The 1,527-nt window shown below is 72.4% G+C and carries 1 protein-coding gene and 1 pseudogene; both read right to left on the bottom strand.

The window, feature by feature from the left end; all coding sequences use genetic code 11:
* Positions 1-161 precede the first annotated feature (161 nt).
* Positions 162-971 (bottom strand): hypothetical protein, encoded by an 810-nt coding sequence (locus IE329_RS39820; protein ID WP_190215955.1) that lies wholly within the window; start codon positions 969-971, stop codon positions 162-164.
* 122 nt (positions 972-1,093) lie between these two features.
* Positions 1,094-1,527, bottom strand: a pseudogene (locus IE329_RS39825) (tetratricopeptide repeat protein); the annotation flags it as partial.

The raw sequence follows: 1,527 nt of genomic DNA on the forward strand, positions 1-1,527 counted from the left end.
ACGTCAACGAGCCGCCGACTGGGAAGCAACACGTTGATTCTCTGCGGGCCCTAAGCCTCGGAGTGGGTCTCCACCAAGCTCCGTTGGAACCCCGCCGCCGACACCGCCGAGCGCGACGCCCTCACCCGCATCGCCGGCAACTGCGCGGACACGCATGTCGTCTACGAGAGCGCGTCGTAGGCGCCCCTGGGCCGAGCCGGCGGCTGCACCGCGCGGTGCAGGTCCAGCGGATCGGCCCAGGGCCCGTCCGGCTCGGGGTCGGTGATGTAGGGGCTGCGGTCGTCGCCGGGTCGGGTGAGATCCGTGATGTCGTGTCCCCAGGCGAGGAGGGCGTCAAGGGCCTGTCGGCGGCGCCACCGTCCATCAGCGGTGATCAGGCGGGTCCGGGCGCGGGCGGTGAGGTCGTCACGGTGCGGGGCCAGAGCAGGGTGTTCGGCGAGGGCCAGTGCCGCAGACAGTGCGCAGTCCCGGACAGCCGTGTCGTGATCGTCGAGGAACGGCGCGACGGCGAGGTGGAGCAGCGGGCGCAGCGCCCGCACGTTGTCCATGGCTGGGTAGCCCGCCAGGGAGGCCTTGCCGCGGGCGCGGTCGCCATCTGTCTTGCGTGCGTCGTCGCAGTCGTGGGCGAGGTCGGCGAGCCATTCCAGCAGCAGTACCGACACCTCGTCGGCGGTCGCCCCGCCATGTTGTGCCGTGCGGCGGGAAAGCAGCGCGGCGACGAACAGGGCGACCGGTGCGGTGGCTTCGTAGAGGCTGTTCTGATGCCGTACCGGCTCAAGGTCGCCAAGCGCGTCGCGGGTGTCGGACGCGTTCAGATCCGGGTCGAGAAGGCGGGCCAGGGCCTCGGGAAGCGTCCTCCCGGTCCCGCAGGCCGTCTGCAGCGACGGCCAGTGACTTCGACGCAGCACCGCCTCGGGCGCGGGCAGGACGTCGGGGACGGGAGGGGCGCTGTACGGATGGGTGGTCGTCACCCCGCGGACCCTATTACCGGCCGCCGACACCACCGGAAGACACAGGCAAGGTGCCCCCCTGGTGCTGGGGCTCCCCCGCAAGCGGCGGGCCGACCGGAACGGGGGCTGTCGCGGAGGGGGCCTCAGAACGGAGGCTCGTCGTACCAGAGGTCGGCGGTCGAGGTGGCGGGCGGCCGGGGGGCGCTCTGGCGGAGTAGGGTCACGGCGTCGTCGATACGGCCGAGGTCGATGAGGTAGCCGGCCAGGTCGTGGCTGTTCGCGCAGGCATGCCGTTCGAGGACCGCGACGGCCTCCTCGGTCCGTCCGGCGTCGGCCAGGAGCCTTGCGATGTGCGGCGCCGCGTACGAGGTGTTGCCCTCGGGATGAGCCCGGGCCCGTTCGACGGCATCGTCGACCCCTGCGCTGGCCGCGATCAGCGGCAGCCGCATCCAGAACAGGTCCCATTCCTCCCCTCTCCCCCCGCCGCGGGCGGCAGCGAGGGCGTCGAGGTGGGCCAGGCCGTCTGCGGGGCGGCCCTGATCGAGGCACAGCTCGGCCAGGGTGTGGAGGATCCAGT

The sequence above is a fragment of the Kitasatospora indigofera genome (assembly GCF_014655955.1).
Lineage (GTDB): Bacteria > Actinomycetota > Actinomycetes > Streptomycetales > Streptomycetaceae > Kitasatospora > Kitasatospora indigofera.